The 18194-nt window shown below is 42.2% G+C and carries 21 protein-coding genes; 4 read left to right on the top strand and 17 right to left on the bottom strand.

Going from position 1 to position 18194, the window contains the following annotated elements; all coding sequences use genetic code 11:
- Positions 1-54: 54 nt before the first annotated feature.
- Entirely contained in the window at positions 55-1242 is a 1188-nt protein-coding gene (locus IGI71_RS02150) for an IS110 family transposase (RefSeq protein WP_010748508.1), read from the top strand.
- Positions 1243-1509: 267 nt separating this feature from the next.
- Here IGI71_RS02150 and IGI71_RS02145 read toward each other — a convergent pair whose 3' ends face one another.
- From IGI71_RS02145 to IGI71_RS02125, 5 genes are read right to left on the bottom strand one after another with little or no spacing between them, the layout of a single operon-like run.
- Complete coding sequence (locus tag IGI71_RS02145; RefSeq protein WP_010748701.1) at positions 1510-2262, bottom strand: class II aldolase/adducin family protein; 753 nt, start codon at positions 2260-2262, stop codon at positions 1510-1512.
- Positions 2263-2279: 17 nt separating this feature from the next.
- Complete coding sequence (locus IGI71_RS02140; RefSeq protein ID WP_008376154.1) at positions 2280-2531, bottom strand: hypothetical protein; 252 nt, start codon at positions 2529-2531, stop codon at positions 2280-2282.
- 28 nt (positions 2532-2559) lie between these two features.
- Positions 2560-3951: a PTS galactitol transporter subunit IIC gene (locus IGI71_RS02135; protein ID WP_010748700.1), complete on the bottom strand. Its 1392-nt coding sequence runs from the start codon at positions 3949-3951 to the stop codon at positions 2560-2562.
- Positions 3952-3987: 36 nt separating this feature from the next.
- Entirely contained in the window at positions 3988-4287 is a 300-nt protein-coding gene (locus tag IGI71_RS02130) for a PTS sugar transporter subunit IIB (protein ID WP_005227245.1), read from the bottom strand.
- Between the two features lie 20 nt (positions 4288-4307).
- Entirely contained in the window at positions 4308-4769 is a 462-nt protein-coding gene (locus IGI71_RS02125; RefSeq protein WP_005227244.1) for a PTS sugar transporter subunit IIA, read from the bottom strand.
- Between the two features lie 281 nt (positions 4770-5050).
- On the opposite strand from IGI71_RS02125, the gene IGI71_RS02120 reads away from it, so the two are divergent.
- Positions 5051-5812 (top strand): DeoR/GlpR family DNA-binding transcription regulator, encoded by a 762-nt coding sequence (locus tag IGI71_RS02120; RefSeq protein WP_005227243.1) that lies wholly within the window; start codon positions 5051-5053, stop codon positions 5810-5812.
- Entirely contained in the window at positions 5809-6765 is a 957-nt protein-coding gene (locus tag IGI71_RS02115; protein ID WP_010748699.1) for a 1-phosphofructokinase family hexose kinase, read from the top strand. The genes IGI71_RS02120 and IGI71_RS02115 overlap by 4 nt, the downstream gene beginning before the upstream one ends.
- Positions 6766-6888: 123 nt before the next feature.
- On the opposite strand, the gene mnmA is transcribed toward IGI71_RS02115, so the two are convergent.
- On the bottom strand, positions 6889-8007 hold the full coding sequence (gene mnmA / locus IGI71_RS02110; protein WP_034695311.1) for a tRNA 2-thiouridine(34) synthase MnmA: 1119 nt from the start codon (positions 8005-8007) through the stop codon (positions 6889-6891).
- Between the two features lie 412 nt (positions 8008-8419).
- Here mnmA and IGI71_RS02105 point away from each other — a divergent pair, with 412 nt between their 5' ends.
- The gene (locus IGI71_RS02105; RefSeq protein ID WP_010748697.1) at positions 8420-9133 is read left to right on the top strand and encodes a C39 family peptidase; all 714 of its coding nucleotides are present in this window, start codon (positions 8420-8422) and stop codon (positions 9131-9133) included.
- 85 nt (positions 9134-9218) lie between these two features.
- On the opposite strand, the gene IGI71_RS02100 is transcribed toward IGI71_RS02105, so the two are convergent.
- The 11 genes from IGI71_RS02100 to argB form a co-directional block, all read right to left on the bottom strand.
- On the bottom strand, positions 9219-9737 hold the full coding sequence (locus IGI71_RS02100; protein WP_005227237.1) for an Asp23/Gls24 family envelope stress response protein: 519 nt from the start codon (positions 9735-9737) through the stop codon (positions 9219-9221).
- Positions 9738-9793: 56 nt separating this feature from the next.
- The gene (locus IGI71_RS02095) at positions 9794-9988 is read right to left on the bottom strand and encodes a DUF2273 domain-containing protein (protein ID WP_005227236.1); all 195 of its coding nucleotides are present in this window, start codon (positions 9986-9988) and stop codon (positions 9794-9796) included.
- An 11-nt stretch (positions 9989-9999) separates the two neighbouring features.
- Positions 10000-10563 carry an alkaline shock response membrane anchor protein AmaP gene (amaP, locus tag IGI71_RS02090; RefSeq protein ID WP_060792382.1) on the bottom strand — a complete coding sequence of 188 codons (564 nt, stop codon included), beginning with the start codon at positions 10561-10563 and terminating at the stop codon, positions 10000-10002.
- A 205-nt stretch (positions 10564-10768) separates the two neighbouring features.
- A complete protein-coding gene (locus IGI71_RS02085) occupies positions 10769-11374 on the bottom strand; it encodes a metallophosphoesterase (protein ID WP_005227234.1) in 606 nt (201 codons plus the stop codon).
- 41 nt (positions 11375-11415) lie between these two features.
- Complete coding sequence (locus tag IGI71_RS02080) at positions 11416-12261, bottom strand: aldo/keto reductase (protein ID WP_010748695.1); 846 nt, start codon at positions 12259-12261, stop codon at positions 11416-11418.
- A gap of 177 nt (positions 12262-12438) precedes the next feature.
- Positions 12439-12780 (bottom strand): DUF1831 domain-containing protein, encoded by a 342-nt coding sequence (locus IGI71_RS02075; protein ID WP_005232263.1) that lies wholly within the window; start codon positions 12778-12780, stop codon positions 12439-12441.
- Positions 12781-12848: 68 nt separating this feature from the next.
- Positions 12849-13988, bottom strand: a complete 1140-nt coding sequence (locus IGI71_RS02070; protein ID WP_428210826.1) for a cysteine desulfurase family protein — start codon at positions 13986-13988, stop codon at positions 12849-12851.
- Between the two features lie 199 nt (positions 13989-14187).
- Positions 14188-15141, bottom strand: a complete 954-nt coding sequence (gene manA / locus IGI71_RS02065; protein ID WP_170920124.1) for a mannose-6-phosphate isomerase, class I — start codon at positions 15139-15141, stop codon at positions 14188-14190.
- Between the two features lie 45 nt (positions 15142-15186).
- Positions 15187-16203, bottom strand: a complete 1017-nt coding sequence (locus IGI71_RS02060) for a serine hydrolase domain-containing protein (protein ID WP_231472509.1) — start codon at positions 16201-16203, stop codon at positions 15187-15189.
- Positions 16204-16402: 199 nt separating this feature from the next.
- The gene (locus IGI71_RS02055; protein ID WP_428210827.1) at positions 16403-17224 is read right to left on the bottom strand and encodes a VOC family protein; all 822 of its coding nucleotides are present in this window, start codon (positions 17222-17224) and stop codon (positions 16403-16405) included.
- A 175-nt stretch (positions 17225-17399) separates the two neighbouring features.
- A complete protein-coding gene (gene argB / locus IGI71_RS02050; RefSeq protein ID WP_015508861.1) occupies positions 17400-18161 on the bottom strand; it encodes an acetylglutamate kinase in 762 nt (253 codons plus the stop codon).
- Positions 18162-18194: the final 33 nt, after the last annotated feature.

Genomic DNA, 18194 nt, shown 5'->3' with positions numbered 1-18194 from the left:
CTTTTCAGTTGAGCGGGTTTCAATCCAAAATATTTTTTTAGAAAGGTCAAATGTATGTACTTCTTAGGAATTGATATCGGCAAGCGAACTCACGTGGCTTCTTTAATGAGTGAAGAAGGTAAAGTGATCCTAAAAGGTTTTTCTTTCCCTAACACTACTGAAGGAGCTGATTCCCTGATTGAGCGGCTTTCAAAATATTCAGAGACTCCCGCTGACTTTATTGTCGGAATGGAAGCTACGGGTCATTATTGGCTCTCCATCTTTTCATACCTCCACGAATCAGACTTTTTGATTCACGTTGTGAATCCTCTTCAAACCGATGGCTGGCGCAAAGGAACAGAAATCAGAAAACGAAAAAATGATATTATTGATTCTGTTTTGATTGCTGACTTGATGCGTTATGGTTCCTTTGTAGAAACAGTATTGTCTGATGAAAATGTTTTTTCGTTAAAACAACTTTCACGTTACCGAACCTATTTAGTAGGTACCGCAAGCGACTTCAAACGAAAAATCATAGCTGTACTAGATCAAGTGTTTCCTGAATATGCATCAATTTTTTCTAAACAAGGTATTTTCGGAAAAGCGTCTAAAGAGTTATTGCTTGAGTTTAGTTCTCCTATAGAGCTAGAAGAAATTTCGGCAGAAACGTTGGCTCAATACTTAGCTGAGTTAAGCAGGAACCGAATAAAGCCAGAGAAAGCAGATCAATTGAAGCAAGCAGCTTCTAACTCCTTTGGAGTGAAATTTGCTCAAGAAGCTTTTACATTTCAATTACGCTCCATGATTGAACAATTGAAATTCATCGAAAGCCAAGTAAAAGAAACTGAAAAAGAAATTAAGCGCATAATGAGTAATTTAGACTCTGTTATTCTCACAATCCCTGGAATCGGCCCTATAAATGGCGCGACAATTCTTGGTGAAATTGGAGACATTCGCAAATTTTCTAATCCGAAAAAACTGGTTGCTTATGCTGGCATAGACGCGTCTGTGTCCCAATCTGGGCAATACGAAGCAACACATAATGTTATGAGCAAGCGTGGATCTCCATACTTACGAAAAGCCTTGTTTTCAGCTGCTCTAGTTGCTTCTCAATGTGATCCTGTTTTTCGCGCGTTTTATCAGAAAAAAATTTCTGAGGGAAAGCATCATCTGACGGCCTTAGGTGCTGTTTCTCGTAAGCTTTGTTATGTGATTCATGCTATTTTAACTAAAAATGAACCTTATAAGATTGTTTCCGATTAGCTATTGAACAATCAAAAAAATCTAATAGTGAAAGGTCTATTTGTTGTACTCATTTTTTGGACTTAACTGTTATAAAATATTTTTTTGATTTAGCTAATTTTCACTTGACTCTATATAGTTAGTCTTTCTTTTAAAAATGCCAATGCATCAAAAAAATTCATTTTCTACCTAAATTATAGCATAATTTGACTAATAAAATAAAATCCAAGAACTCGTAAACGAATGTTCTTGGATTTTTATCAATCGAAAAAGATGATTACTTGCTGGCTAATCACCACCAGCAAAAATTTCTTCTTTATTATAAATCGGTGTATGTTTTTTCAAGTCTTCAAGGGTTCCTACTTGTCTCCCTTTGGAGTAAAAACCATCTAACAAGCCTAAAGATTGGAAAATCGTTTGCTTATAGGCAATTTCCGCATTCCATTCCGTGGTATCTAGTATTTGCAAAGCTTTATGGATTGCTTCGATGCCAGATGCTCCTGGCGCACTGATCAGTACCCCATGACTGTTGAGGAGTAACATATTCGGTAAGGCAAGTTGTTCTTTTTTCATATAATCAGAAACTAATTCTGCTAATTCTGGTGAGCAATTAGGTTCAAAGTCTAGTACAGGAATATAGCCAATTTTTTGGGTCGCTTCCGTTAAGTTAGGCATATCCAATCCGGCGGTTGCCCAAAACATTGAGTGAGGAGAATGGGCATGTAAGACTGCTTTTATCGCTGGATTCGTATCATAAACCGCTTCGTGTAAGTTGATTTCTCGTGTCAGCTGTCCTACCCCATCAATCACCTTTCTCGTATGAGGCTCAACGACTAAAATCTGGGCTGGTGAGACTTCTCCTAAATAGGCTTCTGACATCATAGTTGGTGTCATAATAATGTATTCTTTTCCAGTTTCATCGGTTGTTTTAAAAGAAAAATTACCGCCTGCAACATTTGTATTCTTCCTGGTAAAAATCAATTTTACGATTCGTGCTAAATCTTCCCGTTCTCTTTCAAAAATCATCCGTCCATCTGACATATTCAAGACCACCTTTTTTATTTTTCAAACGTTTTGTTGCGTAAGATTGTTTGAACAGCTTCTCTTACTTTTGCTGCTTCTTCCTCTTTTTTCTTTTTCCGTTCATCATATTCTTTAAAAAGTACTGGACTGCCATATTTATACACACAGACTGCTAGACCAATCGCTACGACATTAAATAGGTACTGTTGTGTCACCAAAGCTAAGAGATAGCAGCCAATTGCTAGAAAAAGAAGCAATTGCCATTTTATTTTTTCGCTCTTTCCCATTCCTGTCGCCCTTTCCTTTTTGAAAATATTAGCCATTCGTCGCACGCACTTGCGTCGATTGGGTCCCTTGTTCTTCATATCTTTGACTTGGTACCTTTACCTTACTCATATATTTATACAACCAGACAAACATTGCGATAAACACAACGGAACCGACGATACCCAAGATATTTCCTTTAAACGCTTCTGCAAATAAAATTCGAAATTCTGGTCCTTCGATCGAAGACCAAGTGATTTGCTGCCCTTTTTGTATTCCTTCTACTGCGCCGGTTCGATCTGCTAAGCCCGTTAAGATCGGCGTCAAATACGTAGCTGCATATAGATAGATTGGCATCGAAATAACCCCCATGATCAGCATACGAACCAAGTTTCCGCCGGTAAGCAATAATCCACCTACTGCGATCGAATAGTTAATGATTCCTGCTAAAGGCAACACAGCATTTCCTGGCAAGATGATGGCATAGCCAATAAATACAGGTACCAACAAGATAGCAGTGACCCAAATCTCAGAGCGACCAGCTAATACAGGCCAATCTAACCCAATGTAAACTTCCCGATCTTTAAAGCGTTTTTTCATCATTTCCGACATTGCATCAGCAAGTGGTGAAAGGGACTGCATAAACATTTTTGAGATCATTGGGAACAAAGCCATTGCCGTCGCGATTTGAATAGCTAAATTCAATGAACCTGACACGCCATAGGCTGCGGCTAACCCCAAGCCTAAGCCTATGAGAAAGCCCATCACCGAATTTTCAGAGAAGATGCCGATTTTCTTTTTTAAGGCTTTGGTATCGGCACGTCGATTAAAGAAAGGAATTTTATCCATAATCACATTGATCGGTAATAAAAGTACTGCTGAAATATTCATCAAGTGGGTCACTGTTACTAAAGGAATACCAGTCAAGTCCTCAATGTGGCGTTGGAACATATCCCCCATCTTAAGTTCCAAGATAACCTGTACGACGGCGGTGATAAACCCAGCAAGTAAACTCCCACTGATAAAGTAGACTAGATAGGCAGTCAGCGCTTTGCCCCATACATTCCACATATCAACATTCAACGTCTTGGTCCAGTTCAAAATCAACATGACAAAATTCACACCAAGAACGACGGCAAAGAAAACAAATGCATAAGACCATGACCAGGTGATACTTGCTGCTCCTGTCCAACCTAAATCTAGCGCAGGCAAGTTCAAGCCAGTATTTTTCGCCAATGCTTCGGAAGCTGGACTAACTGCATTTGACATAAAGCCGATGACCATCGACATCCCAGTAAAAGCAATACCTAACGTGATCGCAGACATAAAGGCTTTTTTGAATTTCATCCCTGCAACCAAGCCTAGGATTAAAATGATTAGCGGCACAAAAATAGCGGAACCTAAACCTAAAATATAATTGATAATGTCTTGAAATACTTGCATTTTTTTCACTTCTTTCTTTTGATAGGATGTTTTGTGCTAGCCAATCAATTCTTTGATTTCTTCATAAATCGTATCCATACCCATACCTGTAAGAAACGGAATTCCAGCAAAAACGTGTACACCTAGCTCAGCCGCTTTTTCCAATACTTCATCATCTGGCTGTGCAACATACACATAAATTCCTGTCGACGGCAATTCGTTTTGGATCGACTTGTAATCAACTGCTTCAACGGGGAAATCGATCCCGTCATCTTCAAGCATCCCAGCAATTTTACTTGCGATCGTTTGACTTGTTGCAACGCCACTTCCACATGCTACGATCAATCTTCTTTTCATCTTGAATCCCTCCAAAAATTTTATTTTGTATACTGTGTAACTAATTGATAAATTGCCTGTACTTCTTGTGTCCCAATGAATGCCTTTACAAATCCTTCATCCATAAATAATGCCATTAACGATTGCAGTAAGCCGACTTGCTCTTTTGGTTCTTTGATCCCTAGAAAAAAGAGATTCTTGACCTGCATTTCTTGACTGTCACCCATTTGCTTCATCTTCACCTCGTTTTTCAGACGCACGATCGCTATAAAAGGCTTTTCGACATACGCTGGTTCTGAATGAGGCAAGCCAATATTCAAATACTGTGTAATCAGCCCAGTTGGAAAGGCTTGTTCTCTTGCTAGTAATCCTTCTACATACTGTTCATTCACAAAACCTTGTTCCTGTAATCGTTTGGCTATCTCTTCAAATAGTTCTTTCAAATCCTCTCCTTCCACGTCGAGAAAAATCAGCCTTTCATCAAACATGCTCGTATAGCCCACCTATTCTTCCTCCTTGTTCAACTTTAATGATAAATATTGTTAAACTTTGTTACAATGTGTTTTACAATGTAAATATACAATAGTTAATTTTTCTTGTCAACGCTTTCTTTTCGTATTTTTTCCAAACTAATTACTTTTATCGATACATAAAATTATCAAACTTTAACAAAGATGAACATTTATCCTTGCTTTTTCCAAAAGTAAATGCTATTAATTAATGTATAAAGAAGACAGTTGAAAAAGAAACTTAAAAAAATCGTTAATCAACCAGAGGTGAAACTATGTTAAAGAAAGAACGGCAAGAAAAAATTCTAGCGCTAGTGAATCAGCACGATTACTTATCCATTGCAGAAATAGCCAAAACATTAGACGTTTCCGATATGACCATTCGTAGAGATATTACAGAGTTAGCGAATCAATCTTTATTGGTAAAAATCTATGGTGGCGCCCAAAAACTCGAAAAAATCGAACACGAGCTTTCTACTCAAGAAAAAATCGATACGAATGTTGCTGAAAAAAAATTCATCGGAAAAGTGATGAACAGTATCATTTCAGACAACGATACTATCTATATCGGTGCTGGAACTACGATGCTTCACGCTTTACCTGAACTAAAAAAAGCAAACTTATTCGTGATCACAAATAGTTTGCTTGCTTTTAATTATTTGATTTACAACACAGACTATCGTGTCTTATTGACAGGCGGAGAATTTTCCCGCACGACGGAAGAATTTTATGGGGAAACGGCAGAGAAGAGTTTTGAAAATCTAAATATCGATATCGCTTTTGCTGCTACAAATGGGATCTTTGAAAATAATATCACCACTGCGAATCTTGTTGAAGGTTCGATTCAACGAGTCGCTTTCAAGCATTCCCGCAAAAAATGCATCGTTGCGGATAGTTCCAAGTTTAATCGCTCCGACGTTTACACCTTTTACTCACTTTCAGATATCGACTATTTGATCACTGATGATAAACTTTCTGAGACTACTTTTGAGTATTATCGCTCCTTTACAGAGATCCTCAAGGAGGAACAAAAATGATTTTAACCATCACAATGAACCCTTCCATGGACTACAACTATTTGGTTCCTTCGTTGAAATTGGATCAAGTAAATCGGGTAGATAACCCACATACATCAATTGGGGGAAAAGGTATCAATGCTGGCAGAGTCATCGCACAATCTGGGGAAGACGTTTTATTGACAGGTATTTTAGGTGGACCTGTAGGCAAAACGATCCTTGATTCTTTACTAGCCGAAGAACGTTATGTATTGGATTTCCTAACCATCGATGGTAATTCTCGCAATGCGATCACGATCATGCATGACGGTAACACCCATACAGAGCTAGTAGAAAAAGGACTTTATCTATCGGAGAAAAACGAACAACTTTTTTACCAACACCTTGCAGCATTAATTGAACAACATCCCATCACGGTCGTCTGTATTTCTGGATCAGTAAATTCTGATAATGGGCATTTTCACGATCAATTGCTTCAATTCATCCGTAAGACATTAGGTGAGCAGGTACCAATCCTCATGGATATAGCAGGTGAACAACTAAAAAATTGTTTGACTCAAACGAATGCTCGTCCGAATTTTATTAAACCGAATCAACAGGAATTGGAAGAACTAATAGGTCAAAAATTACATTCATCTCAAGACATTTTCTCTGTCTTAGAGAGCACTCTTTTCGAAGGAATCGACACCGTCATGGTATCTCAAGGCGGCGATGGGGCAATCGTTAAACATCAGTCGACTTTTTATAAGATTGAGATTCCTAAAATCGCCATCGTTAATACGACTGGCTGTGGCGATTCAACTGTTGGTGGCATGGCTGTTGCATTGAATAAACAGTATCCAATGGAACAAGCATTGACCTATTCGATGGCTTGTGGCATGTCTAATGCGCTTTCGAAAACAAACGGTACGATCGATCCTGCACAAGTCGCTGCATTTAGCGAACAGATCCACCTTTTCAAGATCAAAGAATAATCGGCTACCTATTTTTTGGTTCTCTTGATTACGCAAAACATTCGTTGGTACAAATAAAAAAAGCCCTAGCTAAGTGCAACTGATTGGTTCAGTGGTCTTAGCTAGGGCTGATTGTGTTAGTGGTTAAACATATTGTAATTCTTTGGCTTCTTTGTAGGCTGCATCGATCAAACCGCCGCCCAAGCATTCCATCCCGTCATAAAAAACGACTGCTTGTCCAGGAGTGATGGCGCGGACTGGTTCGTCAAAAATCACTTCTGCTCGATCTCCATCTAATAGACGCACCGTTACCGGTACATCTTGTTGACGGTAGCGGAATTTTGCTGTGCATGAAAATTCCCTGCCGCGGTCTTGTTCTGTAGTAAAGTGGATTTGGCTTGCTTCCAAGCGATCTGCATACAATGCGGGGTGATGGAATCCTTGTCCCACATACAAAGTGTTGGTCGCTAAGTCTTTTCCTACGACAAACCATGGTTCTTGAGTGGCACCGCCGCCGCCAATGCCTAAGCCTTGACGTTGTCCGATGGTGTAGTACATCAAGCCATCGTGTTGTCCTTTGACTTCGCCATCTAATGTAACCATATTGCCTTTTTTCGCTGGCAAGTAATTACTCAAAAATTGTTTGAAATTCTTTTCTCCGATAAAGCAGACACCCGTGGAATCTTTTTTCTTGGCTGTTGCTAGTCCTGCCCGTTCAGCGATCGCTCGTACTTCTGATTTTTCCATGCCGCCTAGTGGGAACATGGTTTTACTCAATTGTTCTTGTGACAATTGGCTTAAGAAATACGTTTGATCTTTGTTGTTATCCACGCCTCGCAACATATGGGTCACGCCGTTTTCATCAACGGTCACTTGCGCATAATGGCCAGTTGCTACATAATCGGCACCAAGATCCATCGCATAATCCAAAAAGGCTTTGAACTTGATTTCCTTGTTACACATGACATCTGGATTTGGTGTCCGTCCGGCACGGTATTCTGCAAGAAAATATTCAAATACACGGTCCCAATATTCTTTTTCGAAATTCACTGAATAATAAGGAATCCCTATTTGCGCAGCCACTTTGGCTACGTCTTTGTAGTCTTCTGTTGCGGTACAAACACCGTTTTCATCGGTATCATCCCAATTTTTCATAAAGATCCCGACAACATCATACCCTTGTTCTTTCAGCAAAAGTGCTGTTACTGACGAGTCTACCCCGCCACTCATTCCAACCACCACACGGGTGTTTTCGTTAGACATGATCGTTTCACCATCATTTCAATTATAGATTCTGAAATCATCTACGATTTGAAGGTCGCAACTTTTCAGTAATTTGCATTATACAACAAAACACAAAAAAGTTCACTGTTTGCTGTCTTTTCTTATAAATTCCTTTTTTAGAAAAGTCATCTGGAGGATACCCGCTGTCTGTTCTCCCCCCATTCAGCCCAATAGAAGAAGCGCTGCTTTTTGTGTATCTTATCGACAACCATCCAAACGACTCCCATTGTTCAAAGACAACTAGATAAGCGAATGCTAAGAAGCCGCATTTTACCTTTTAAACGGTCGTTTGTCATAAAATCGTATGGAATTCTTCAGGAAAAGCAGAAATGCCGCTATCAGAAAAAGACTATACTTCTTTTAGATACTACTTTATGAGGAGGGGCATTTCATGAGATCACACACAGGGATATCGAAAACTAGGAGAAACAACGGAAAGAAAAGAAAGAGCCTTGCGCTACTGCTTTTTCTCATCGGTGGTGTTTTTGTCATTCATTACGTGATTGATCAGGTCAGGGATGCTGCGTTTGATCAGACAGCGCTTGTCTCAAAAGAGTTCACTCACCAAGCCAATCAAGCGATTCAACAAGCGATGGCAGACACGCAGCAAGTGCCGTTGATTGTACAAACCGATCAACGCTGGGGCAATGACACATATGGATATGGAGAAACGCAAAATACGTTTGCAGCAAACGGGTGCGCTATTGCTTCTTTAGCGATGATCGATTCTTTTTGGACGGATCATCCGTCGAATCCTGACAAACTATTAAAGTGGGCTGGCGATCAATTTTATCTTCCCAAACAAGGAACGAGTTGGCAAATCTTTCCTCAGTTTGCCGAAGCTTTTGGTTACCAATTTGCCGATTTAGGAAGTTCCTTTGCGGCTGCCTATGAGAAAATGACACAAGGCATCCCCGTTGTGGTCTCGGTTCAATCAGGAACCTTTACGACCTCAGGACATATCATGGTATTGGCTTTGAACAAAGAAGGAAATGTTCAAGTATTCGATCCTAATGATTCCCCCAAAAAAGCTCATTATGAGAAAAGCTATCCTAACGATGTCTTTCAAGCAGAAGGAATCCATTATTGGAGCTTTTGGCTTTGATGTTCTGACCGGCTGAAGCTGCAAAAACACGCCATTTTTGCGACAAAAAAGACTAGCCGAAGCTAGTCTTTTGCTTATCTTACTATTATTGAACGCGTGGTTCGTTGTTTTCTTGAATACGCGTCGTTGTTCGGTTGAAGGCACCTTTGGCTTTACGTGTTTGTTTTGACGCAAAGTCGCCAGTTGTTTCTGCCGCACTGCTTACTTTGTCTTGAACTGTTTCAGAGTCTTTTTCGAATTGTTCACGTGTTTTGACATCTGCTACGTTCACGTTTACTTCGATGACGTCTAAATTCGTCATTTTGTTGACTTGTGTTGAAACAACCTCTTTGATTTGGTCGTAGATCGTGGTCATGTCGCTGCCGTATTCTGCAACGATATCAAGATCGACTGCCACTTGTTTTTTCCCAACTTCAACGTTGATCCCTGAAGTCACATCATCGGTGTTGACTAATTTACCTGCAATATTTGAGAAGAAACCGCCATCGACTGTTAAGAGTCCGTCTACAGATTCTAATGCAATGCCTACGATTTTTTGAATCACTTTATCTTCGTAAGTTAATTCTCCTTTAACACCTGTTGTTGGTTTTGTTTGGTTTTCCATCGTACATTCCTCCTACTATAATCTTGATATAAATTAAACTAATAATGTTACCAAAGTTAACGGCGCGGTCTTTGAAATTGTTCAAAGAATCCGACTTCTTTGAGATAAAATCCCAGATACATACCTAGTGCCGTAAACAGCACCAGCAGTATGGTTTTCAAAAAGCCGATCGTTAGAAACAGGATCGCTAGGATCAAACCGAAGCCTGCAAAGATAAGTGGGATCTTATAGTGGTAGAACCATTCACTCATACCTGTTCCTCCTAAACTACACGCGGCTGGTCATGGGCTGCTGGCGTTTCTTGCGTATCTTTTAAGACAACTTCCGTTTGGATATTGCTTTCGATACCGAAAAGCTGCTGCAGACTGCTGCTGATCTCACCAACCAATGCTTCTTGTTTTTGCGGGATGGCTGCTGTTTGTTTCATTTCTCCATCGATTTTTACGGATACTTTATTCTTGACGATTTTGATTTTTACGGATGGCTGATGGATGAAATCTGCTTGTTTCACCCGTTCAAGCACAAAATGCTCTAACGCCTTCTTCTGAATCACTAAATCGCCTGTCTTATGGGAAATGATCAAGCGGTCCGAACGTTTTGGATAAAACAAAACGACAAAGAGCGCGATCACGGTAAAAATGGCAAAGCCAACAGATAACCAAAAGAGCAGCATACTCATGGAAGATCCGACCCAAGGATATTCATCCAAAGGAATCAAGTAAACAGGCAATGAAGCCGCTTGCTGATTGGCGATGATCCCAAAATAAAAGACAAGTAAGAGTAAAAGCAATCCGATGATAAAAATCACTTTAGAAATCTTACGCATTGGCAACCTCCTTTACTGCTTTCTACTTAAAGCATACACATTTCTTAAATATCCATCAAATAATAACTCTTGGAATCGATTATTTTTTACATATAAAGTTTATTTTTATCAAAAAAATTTCCTTAATCAAAGCTTGCTGTCAAAGTCATCACAAAAAAAGCAAGCCGCCCAAATCTGTTTGGACGCTTGCTTTTTTTGTTATCTGTTAACGAGCCAGCTTAGTAAGTTCTTGTTGTTTTGCATGATACAACACCGCCAGTTCATTTTCGGAAACTGGCCGACCAAAAGGACGCGGCTGTGGCAGAAACGCCAATTCTGGTGCATCGACTCCTACGTTGAGATTCTCAGCGATCGGTACACTGTGATGATGAATATGCCCATGCAGATTGCGGCTGTTTTTGGTGATCCCCAGCAGCATAGGATAATGGGTCAGTATAAATTGCTGATGAGCAAACTTCAGCAAGACACCGACATCTTCAAACGCATACTTTTCGGCTCCCAAACAACCAGGATCATGCTTGCGCAAGTACGCAAAGAAAGCTCGGGTATCATGATTGCCTTTGATAAAAACGATTTTGCCCTGCAGCTGTGCTAACAGCGCAGCAATTTCTGGAAAGCCCGCTTCGTAATCAGGGTGCATCGCGACATCCCCTAAATGATAGACGACATCTTTATCCGCCACGACCTCATTCCAGCTGGCGATCATCGTTTCATGCATTTGCGTCACTGTCTCAAAGGGGCGTGGGGCAAAGTCATTGTCCCCGAGCAAGGCTGCATGAAAATAGTGGGTATCAGACGTAAAAAATTTCATAGTCGCTCCTTACCTTGGTGCTTTTTCTGTGATCAGCGTCTTCAAATCATCGCTAGCGGCTGCTTTTTCGTCGGTGCAGGAAACCGCGCATCGATTGCTGCCAATTCGCTTTTGGAAAAAACGATTTTGCAAGCTTCAATGTTCTGCAGCATATGCAGCGAGTCACTGGTTTGGGGGATCGCTAAGACGTGGGGTTGTCGAAGGGTCCATGCCAAAAGCAGCTGAAAAATCGTGCAGCCTTTGGCTTCTGCCAGCTCTTTCAACACTTCATCATTTTTGAAGTGGTGCCCTAGCCGATCGCCTTGAGCAATGGGTGAGTAGGCAATCACAGGAATCTCAGCCTCTGCCTGCCAAGGCAAAAGATCGTATTCGATCCCCCGGGCACCTAAATTATAGAGTACTTGGTTGGCGGCACATTGATCGCCGTTTTCTAACCGCAACAGCTCCTCCATATCTGCCACGTCAAAATTAGAGACGCCCCATGCACGAATCTTTCCAGAAGCTTTGGCAGCTTCTAGTGCGTCAACTGTTTCTGCTAACGGCACATCTCCTCGCCAGTGGAGCAGATACAAATCAAGATAGTCGGTGCCTAAACGCGCTAAGCTGCGGTCTAAAGCTTTCGGCAATTCATCTGCGGAGGCATTCCAAGGATAGACTTTTGAAATCAAATAAAGATCCCCTCGTGTAAAGGGCTGGATCGCCTTGCCAACTAGTGTTTCTGCGTTTCCCTCGCCGTACATTTCTGCGGTATCGATGACAGCCGCTCCAGCTTTGATGCCCGCTTGCAACGCATCGATCTCGGCTTTTTCCTTGGCTGGGTCATCCCCCATATGCCAAGTCCCCATGCCGACGGCTAGCACTGATTGCTTGTTTAAGGATCGTTTCATCTTGATTCCCTCTTTCTCGTCTTAACTCATCCTGTTCCTGCGAACACCTAGGGTTTGTTTTCTATAGTATAAAAAGAAACCGCCAAAGATACAAAAGAAGTGTATCAATCCCATGCCTGCTTGGCGGAGTGACACACTTCTTGCCCTTTGAATGATATAGCTGCTTTTGACAAAAGCTTACGCTTTGACAAACAACCCGCGGCTGATAAAACCATCCATTAAAAAGTAAAATTTTTCTTGCAACATTTTGTGCTGTTCATCTTTGAAAATATTGACTGCTTTTAACCCATTGGCTGTCGTGATGGACATCTTGAAGGTTTGCAGATCTTTTGCAACAGTGATTTTTAATTTAAAGCCTTCTTTGCTTTGGGGTGTTGCTTCAAGGCCGCGAATCAATTGGAAGTTGCCGCCGTTCGTTTCTGTAAAGCCATTGTCCCGCAACGTATATTTTTTTGCTTCAGGAGCAATGCGGTATTGGGTTGCTGCGCCTAAAACGGTTGCTGTTGTTTCAAATGCCATGTTCTTCACCTCTTTAACATCATTTCTTTCATTATAAATAGTTTTCAGCGAGATTGCTAGCTGTTCTCCTACTTTTTCGTGGCTAAGACAGTTTCTGCTAATAGCTGAGCAAATGCTTCGATTTCCGCCAATGTGTTGCCATAGCCAAAGCTGACTCTGACCGATTCCCGAATAGCTAGATGCTCTTTGCCCACCATCGCTTCGAGCACATGGGAGGGCTCCACATTGCCCGCCGTACAAGCGCTGCCTGTCGAGATCGCAGCCCCTTTTAAGTCCAATTTCATCAGCAGCAAGTCACTGCTGACACCTGGGAAACGCAGATTCAAAATATGCGGCAATTTGTGTGCTGGATCACCATTCAACTGAACATCGACGCCTTGTGCTGCTAAGGTCTCCATCAGCACATCGGCAAACGTTTGATATTGTTCCGCCGCTGCTTGCTGCGCTTCGGGGGTATGCAAAGAAGCTGCTTTGGCCATTCCCATGATGGCTGCTAAGTTTTCCGTCCCTGCTCGCCGTTTTTCTTCTTGCTCGCCGCCATGGAGTAGCGCAGGCAGCGACAAGCCATCTCGTTTATACAAAAAGCCGATCCCTTTTGGTCCGTTGATTTTGTGAGCAGAAATGCTTAGAAGATCAATACTGTTTTCATTGATTTCAAGCGGGATCTTGCCATAAGCTTGCACGGCATCGGTATGAAACACGGCGGGATGCTCCCGTAAAAGGGCCCCAATTTCTGCAATCGGCAGCAAATTGCCCGTTTCATTGTTTGCCGTCATTATGGATACTAAAATCGTATCGGGACGTAAGGCAGCCTCAACTTCACTGACGGCCAATTGCCCCTTTTGATCTACGGGCAAATAGGTCACCTCAAAGCCTAAGCCTTCTAAATAGCGCATACTCTCAATGACCGCCGGATGTTCGATCTGGGTCGTAATGATATGTTTGCCTTGTGCTTGTTTGCTAAGGGCTGTACCGATGATTGCTGTATTATCACTTTCGGTACCACCACTATTAAAAATGATCTCATGTTCTTTGACTCCTAGCTGCTGAGCGATCGCTTGACGAGCCAATTCTAATTGGGTGTGGGCGTCTCGACCATAATGATGAATGCTTGATGGATTGCCAAAAAATGTCTGCATCGTTTCACTCATCACTTTGATCACTTCTGGATGCAGCGGTGTCGTTGCTGCATGATCTAAGTAAACCATTCTTTTCACCTATCCTTCATTACTGCCATTATAACAAATCTTCCTCAGACGTCTATCGTGAGTGTCCATACGAAAAAACCTGTCAGTCAAAAGCGGAAAAATCGCCAATGATGACAGGCAGCTGAACGAGTTCAGCCTTACGAAAAATCAGGAACGTGTGCTGTTTTGCTTGTGCGGCTCACCTCACTTACTGATCGTTTTATTTTTTTCCAGGTTCAGAGGCAATGACAGTCAATTCACCAACCAATTCCCATTTCTTGATCGGGTTTGGCAAAATGCAGCTCGTGCCCATTTTTAGTTCATAGGAATGACCGTCGATCATCAAATGCCCATACCCATCGATCACGGTCATCAAAGTATAATCGGCCTTTTGTGCCAACGATAATTTCCCACGTACTTCCCACTCATACACATTGAAAAATGGCGTTTCAAGATAGGTAACGACTGCTGATTGTCCTTGTTTGACCTCACGGATCGATAATTCTGGCGTCCGTGCAGGAATCGTCGTCACATCGATCGATTGTTGGATATGCAGCTCCCGAGTTTGTCCTTGATCATCGGTACGATCATAGTCGTACACCCGATAAGTCGTATCCGAACTCTGCTGGGTTTCCAAGATCATGATCCCTTTTCCAATGGCATGGATCGTTCCGCTTGGCACATAGAAGAAATCGCCTTTTTTCACAGGGACTTTTGTTAACAAATCATCCCAACGACCCGCTTCGATCATTTCCGCAAGTTCTTCTTTGGTTTGGGCATGGTGGCCATAAATGATTTCCGCACCTGGTTCGGCATCAATGATGTACCAGCATTCCGTTTTCCCTAATTCCCCTTCATGGGCTAACCCATATGTGTCATCAGGATGGACTTGAACGGATAGATCATCTTCTGCGTCTAAAATTTTAATTAATAATGGAAAGACTGGTTCGTCTGAATGACCAAATAGTTCTTGATGGTCTTGCCAAAGATCCGCCAATGTTTTGCCTTTAAACGGCCCATTTTCAATGACGCTCACCCCATGAGGATGCGCACTGATCGCCCAATCTTCACCGATCTTGTCGCTCGGTAAATCAAAACCAAAAACAGAATGCAGGCGACTGCCGCCCCAAATTTTTTCTTGAAAAACAGGTTTCATAAACAATGGTTCCATAATTGTTCCCCTCTCTAGTTGTTCGTGCATATTATAGCATGAATCCGCTTATTCGGCAGTTTCTTTTAAGTAACATTGCAGGATTTCGTCACGATGACCCAAATAGCTTTCTCGATGATCCACTGGATGGACCTGATTCGATAAGAAAATAAACGCTTTTTTGTTAGGGATATCTACTGCGAGAAACGTGCCTGTATAGCCTGTATGAAATAATTGATACGGTGCACCTAACAAGTCCCAACCATAGGTGCGAGGCTTTGTGCTTTCAGGCGTCTGCCTGTGAGTCAGCGCCTGCATGACTTTTTCTGAGAAAAACGGCGCTCCTTGCTGCTGACCATTTGCCAGTAACAGTTGAACGAAAAGCGTCAAGTCATCCACGGTAGAAAACACCCCTGCGTTGCCGGCATGGTTTCCCAACACTCGTGCCTTAGGATCATGGGTGATTCCTCTAAGGATGCTGCCGTCTGGCTGCTGCTGGGTAGGAACGATCATTGGCAGCTGTGAGGGAGGAAAAGGCGGAAAGCCGCTGTTCTTCATGCCTAAAGGCGTCAAGACTTCTTCTTGAAAAATCTCGGTCACTGGTTTTTGATACAGCTCCTCCAATAAAAAGCCCAGCAAAATCGTCCCAGTATCCGTATAGTTGACCGTTTGACCGATCGTATCACTGCTTTCAAGCTGCAAATACGCCTTGCGCAAGGCAGCAGCATCCAACTGGTCTCGATGAGGAATCCACGTGTTGATGGCTGCCGTATGCGTCAGCAAGTGCTTGATCGTTACCAGATCGTCTTTAAACGCTGGCAGCCAACGAGTAAGCGGCGCCTCCATCTCGATTTTTCCTTGATCCCACAATTTTAACAGAACACTCGTTGTACAAACGACTTTCGTCAATGAGGCTAAATCAAACAAATGATCTTTCGTCATAGGTTCGGTTTTCGGAAGAAGCGCTGCCTGTCCGAATACATGGGTCTCTTGGGTTTCACCAGCGATAAAACGCAGCACCGCTCCTGGGAAAACGGTCGGCATTTTTTCTTGAATGAGCTGTACTGTTTTTGGGTACATTGTCATCGTTCCATACTCGCTCCTTTCAGGCTTGTCTTGCTTCTAACTTTAGCACTTTTTAGCAGCAAACAAAACTCGTTATCCCCTTTTTTCCTCCAACTATCCGACTCGATCAGCTAGTCGATTCGCTTGCTTGGTTTCTTAGTCATCAAAAAACATCGACTACTCAAAAGAGTTTCCGATGTTTTTTCTTATCTATTTAGATTTATTTTTTAACGATAAACCACCATTCGATACCGATCGCATCGTAGGTCGTCAACAACTTCCGTTTTTTGTCGATGAAAAACTCTTGCTTCTTCTCAGACAAGTGTTTTTCCAATGTATCGATATCTTCTTGACTGATGGAGATTTTCAAGAAGTCTAAGCCAAGCACCTCATGGGTCGGCAAATCGATCATACCACCTTGTGCTTCAGTCAAGCCGACTTGGAAGTCACCATCATTGAGGATAAATTCCTTCGTTTCGGCTTCTTTTGTTTTCAAGCCTAAGCTTTCTTCTAAGAAAAGCTGCTCTTTGGCTAGATCACTGACGTTTAAATACAGCTTGCCAAAATGAGCTTCTTTTGATAAGCCAGCCGCTTTTGCAGGTGCCGCTTTGATCAATTCTGCTTCGTCTTTTGGTACCGCAGTTCCTGCGGGTGCTGTAAATAAGACTTCAATTTTGTTCCCTTCTGGATCAGCTATAATAAAGCCTAATTGATTCGCTTCATAACGAGCTTCTTCGAAAGCAATCGCTTTTTGTTGGGCATTGCTCGCGATAGTTGCCGCTTCTTCTAATGAGGATACGGCTAAGACGATGCGCTGCATTTTTTTGATCTCGCCGAAGTGATCGTTGGCACGCGGGCTTTCTTCCAACCATAAAACTTCTCTATCTAATCCTTTTAGACCAAAGATGGCCAATTCATTTTCTTCTCTTTTCAACTCAAAACCAAGTACATCCCGATAAAAGGCAATCGCTTGATCGCGGTCTTTTACCCGGATTGCAACAGTCAGCAACTTCGTACTGCTCCCCAATAAGAAATCTGTCATTGTTTCTCCCCCTACTTACATATGTACTCATTGTACTGATAAAACGAAATTCTAGCAAATGAAATCCCTACCTATTTTATTCTTTTTTTAGAGAAAATAAGAAGAAAAGCACAGAAAAGTCAGAATTTTGCATTTTTATGAGTAGAGAAGAGGCATTTGGGTGTTGCTAATGACTTCAGCTACAGACAGCTGCGGCTGGACTTGCCGCGAGGATCTGGGTTCCTAAACGATCGATTCGATCGGTGATACAAACGGCAGCTACCCCTGCTTTCAAGGCTTTCTGCGCACTTTTTAGTTTTGGCAGCATGCCGCCTGTGACTACTTCTTCGGTGATCAAACGGGGGATCTCTTCAAAAGAAACAGCTGATAACCACTGGCTTTCTTGCTTGATCCCAGGGACATCCGTCAACAAATATAGTTTTTCTGCTTGTAAACTAGCAGCAACCTGACACGCTACTTCATCGGCATTGATGTTCAGCCATTGCCCCTCTGGGGTAATTCCTAGCGGTGCCAGGATCGGGACATGTTTTTTCTCTGTCAAGAGCTTCAGGAAAGCAGCGTTGATTTGTTGAACCTTCCCCACCTGTCCTAATTTTTCTTCATCAATGACTTCTCCTTGAATCAGTTGATCACAGCCAGCATTCAGTCCTACGGCATGGAACCCAGCTTGCTGGAAAGCGGTCGTGATCAGCGGTTGAACTTGTCCCAAAAGGACCATTCTAGTTACTTCAAGCGTCTGGGGGTCGGTCACCCGCAGGCCGTCTTTGATCGTGACTGTCAACGCCATTTTCTCCATCATTTCTGAGATGTAGTGACCACCGCCATGGACGATGACTACTTTTTTGCCCGCAGCTTGCCAGTCTGCTATCGTCTCAAAGAATGACGGGGTTAAATTGTCTGAGGCGACACCGCCGATTTTTACTACGATCGTTTCCATCTACTCGCTCCTTTTTGTCTAGTACCTGATTTC

It is taken from the genome of Enterococcus sp. DIV1279b (assembly GCF_050531515.1).
Taxonomy (GTDB): Bacteria; Bacillota; Bacilli; order Lactobacillales; family Enterococcaceae; genus Enterococcus_D; species Enterococcus_D casseliflavus.
The sequence above is the reverse complement of the archived record's forward strand: the minus strand, read 5'-3'. Positions and strand labels throughout refer to the sequence as shown.

What these genes read in the sequence shown, in the direction of transcription:
- IGI71_RS02070 (WP_428210826.1), bottom strand. Translation starts at nt 13,988, where the DNA reads ATGGTTTACTTAGATCATGCAGCAACGACACCGCTGCATCCAGAAGTG.
- IGI71_RS02055 (WP_428210827.1), bottom strand. Translation starts at nt 17,224, where the DNA reads ATGACAGATTTCTTATTGGGGAGCAGTACGAAGTTGCTGACTGTTGCA.
- IGI71_RS02145 (WP_010748701.1), bottom strand. Translation starts at nt 2,262, where the DNA reads ATGTCAGATGGACGGATGATTTTTGAAAGAGAACGGGAAGATTTAGCA.
- IGI71_RS02130 (WP_005227245.1), bottom strand. Translation starts at nt 4,287, where the DNA reads ATGAAAAGAAGATTGATCGTAGCATGTGGAAGTGGCGTTGCAACAAGT.
- IGI71_RS02105 (WP_010748697.1), top strand. Translation starts at nt 8,420, where the DNA reads ATGAGATCACACACAGGGATATCGAAAACTAGGAGAAACAACGGAAAG.
- IGI71_RS02115 (WP_010748699.1), top strand. Translation starts at nt 5,809, where the DNA reads ATGATTTTAACCATCACAATGAACCCTTCCATGGACTACAACTATTTG.
- IGI71_RS02100 (WP_005227237.1), bottom strand. Translation starts at nt 9,737, where the DNA reads ATGGAAAACCAAACAAAACCAACAACAGGTGTTAAAGGAGAATTAACT.
- IGI71_RS02140 (WP_008376154.1), bottom strand. Translation starts at nt 2,531, where the DNA reads ATGGGAAAGAGCGAAAAAATAAAATGGCAATTGCTTCTTTTTCTAGCA.
- IGI71_RS02095 (WP_005227236.1), bottom strand. Translation starts at nt 9,988, where the DNA reads ATGAGTGAATGGTTCTACCACTATAAGATCCCACTTATCTTTGCAGGC.
- amaP (WP_060792382.1), bottom strand. Translation starts at nt 10,563, where the DNA reads ATGCGTAAGATTTCTAAAGTGATTTTTATCATCGGATTGCTTTTACTC.
- IGI71_RS02060 (WP_231472509.1), bottom strand. Translation starts at nt 16,203, where the DNA reads ATGACAATGTACCCAAAAACAGTACAGCTCATTCAAGAAAAAATGCCG.
- IGI71_RS02150 (WP_010748508.1), top strand. Translation starts at nt 55, where the DNA reads ATGTACTTCTTAGGAATTGATATCGGCAAGCGAACTCACGTGGCTTCT.
- IGI71_RS02075 (WP_005232263.1), bottom strand. Translation starts at nt 12,780, where the DNA reads ATGGCATTTGAAACAACAGCAACCGTTTTAGGCGCAGCAACCCAATAC.
- IGI71_RS02135 (WP_010748700.1), bottom strand. Translation starts at nt 3,951, where the DNA reads ATGCAAGTATTTCAAGACATTATCAATTATATTTTAGGTTTAGGTTCC.
- IGI71_RS02080 (WP_010748695.1), bottom strand. Translation starts at nt 12,261, where the DNA reads ATGAAACGATCCTTAAACAAGCAATCAGTGCTAGCCGTCGGCATGGGG.
- IGI71_RS02085 (WP_005227234.1), bottom strand. Translation starts at nt 11,374, where the DNA reads ATGAAATTTTTTACGTCTGATACCCACTATTTTCATGCAGCCTTGCTC.
- argB (WP_015508861.1), bottom strand. Translation starts at nt 18,161, where the DNA reads ATGGAAACGATCGTAGTAAAAATCGGCGGTGTCGCCTCAGACAATTTA.
- IGI71_RS02120 (WP_005227243.1), top strand. Translation starts at nt 5,051, where the DNA reads ATGTTAAAGAAAGAACGGCAAGAAAAAATTCTAGCGCTAGTGAATCAG.
- mnmA (WP_034695311.1), bottom strand. Translation starts at nt 8,007, where the DNA reads ATGTCTAACGAAAACACCCGTGTGGTGGTTGGAATGAGTGGCGGGGTA.